The following is a 2,214-nucleotide window of genomic DNA, read 5'->3' as shown; positions in this document are numbered from 1 at the left end:
TTTCAATAATCAAATGGATATTACCCGTCGGTCTTTTGTTTAAAAAACCTCGTTCTTCGTAAAGTGCCTGGACGCTTATGGCCATATCGTTTTTATCTCCTTCGAACCGGCGATAGAAACCATTAGGGCCATTCAGGCAAATATTGTATTGCCCGTTTTCAAATTTATCAATCTGAAAATCATCTTCAATAGTGTCGTCCGTTTTTACGCCGTAAGCCCAGGTTTTTCCCTTTTCACCATTATAGCTATTTTGTGTATATACGTTGAAAGCCGCGCCCACACTGTTTTTTAAGGCCGTTAGCCTCAAAACAATCTTATCTTTTGTATTATTTATTTCGCAAGAGGTCAATAACTGGTAGGGCAATGGACAAGCGGGCCTTGTACCCTTTTCCTGTTGCGGCAGAACTGTCGCATTTTCCCGTGCAAATGACTGAAATTTATTAATTGTATGTATTTCATCTTCTTGTAAAGGCGCTGGAACAACTTGCTTAGGCTTGTTTTTGGCATTTTGAATAGTAGTGATCACCTCGTCTTTTTTTTCAAAATCAGGCAAGGGGAATTTTTCTCCATTATACGGGCGGAAAATCGATGTGAGGTCACCACATATATTGCGCCGCCAACTACTAATATTCGGACTGCGCAATTCTTTGCCTGTTTTCTTTTTCAAGAAGTTTTCCAAAAACATCAAACAAGACGTATGATCAAAAACCTGGGAATTCACATATCCCCCTTTACTCCACGGAGAAGCAATAATCAACGGCACTCGATAGCCAAGCCCAATAGGGGTATCATCTTTACTTTCATAATCCGAAGCGGTATCTATACCTTCTGAAACCTTTCCTGCATCAGCATCTCCGGGTTTGGGGACTACAAATGGCGGTAGATGATCAAAATATCCGTCGTTTTCATCATAGTTCATAATGAAGATGGTTTTCTTCCACAGTTCCGGGTTTTTGGTAAGTATGTCTAAGGCTTGCGAAACATACCAGGTGCCATATAGCGGGGTACTCGTATGGTCAGAAAAACTTTGTGGAGCTACCAACCAGGAAACAGTAGGTAGCGTTCCCTTATCTACGTCACTACGAAATTGTTTAAAAATATCAGCTTTAGGGATGTTTACCGTTTGCTTTTTTCCCTCATCATCCGTAAAAGTAAAAGGAGTCAATTTTAAATAATCATCCTCATCATCTATGTTTGTTGCAAAACATTTGTCAATAAGATTTTTCTGCTTTTGCGAAAGTTGGTTATACCTATCTGTAACCTGGCTGGGCGTTAAATGCGGTTTTACCGATTTATCGCCATTTTTTCTAAAATAAGCCGAGAGCCTTACATTGTTTCTACGAATATATTCCAATGCATTATCACCATAATTACCGAGCCAATAATCGGTATTATCTTTTAAATCCGAAGTCCACAATTCGTTTTGATATACTTTCCAACTGATGCCATTATCTTCCAACAATTCCGGGAAAGTACTCCAGTCTACAAACACATTATCACGGGACTCGGCTTGCGAATTGTAAACGGCGGCAATATTATCCCCCTTAGGTTCGGGTCGAATATTACCCGTCCAAAAGAACAACCGGTTGGGCGTCGTACCCGTTAATGAACCACAAAAATTATGGTCGCAAATCGTAAAAGCATCGGCCAGCGCATAATAAAATGGAACATCGGATCGGTCGTAATGTCCCATCGTCATAGAGGATTTCTCAGGAATCCAATTGTCATATTTTCCTTTATTTCTTGCAGCACTTTGGTCCTCCCAGCCGTGTGGTAATCCACCTTGCCAGGTAATCTTTGTTTTATTAATGTCGATATGAAAAGGGGCATGTGCATTGCCCTTTTTATCTTTTTGAATCCAAACCTTATTATTGTCAGGCAACGTTTTTGCCCTTGGGTCGTTGAAACCACGCACTCCTTTTAAACGCCCGAACATATGATCAAAAGATCGGTTTTCCTGCATCAAAAAAACAATATGTTCCGCATCGTAGAAAGTTGTTCCAGGCCTTGCATTGATAGCTGCCGCTTTTTTTATGGAAAGAGGCAACATATTGGTTAAACCCGCTGCACCGGATAGGATAGCCGCATTTTTTAAAAAATCTCTCCTGCTGTTACTCATTATTGTTTGCTTGCTTTTAATATATCAATTTTGAACGCTTCAAATTTAATAAATGTTATGTGTTTAACAGACTTAAAATATGAAACAAACGTTTG

1 protein-coding gene is annotated in these 2,214 nt (G+C 39.7%); it reads right to left on the bottom strand.

Annotated elements, in window-relative coordinates:
* Window positions 1–2,119 (bottom strand): phosphocholine-specific phospholipase C (locus tag ACQR30_RS13310; protein WP_429735911.1); only part of this gene is annotated, 2,119 nt, incomplete at its 3' end.
* Between the last annotated feature and the right edge of the window lie 95 nt (window positions 2,120–2,214).

Origin of the sequence: Arachidicoccus sp., from assembly GCF_050436765.1 — a bacterium.
In the GTDB taxonomy this organism is placed as follows: domain Bacteria; phylum Bacteroidota; class Bacteroidia; order Chitinophagales; family Chitinophagaceae; genus Arachidicoccus.
This window is presented reverse-complemented; position numbering and strand designations above follow the sequence as displayed.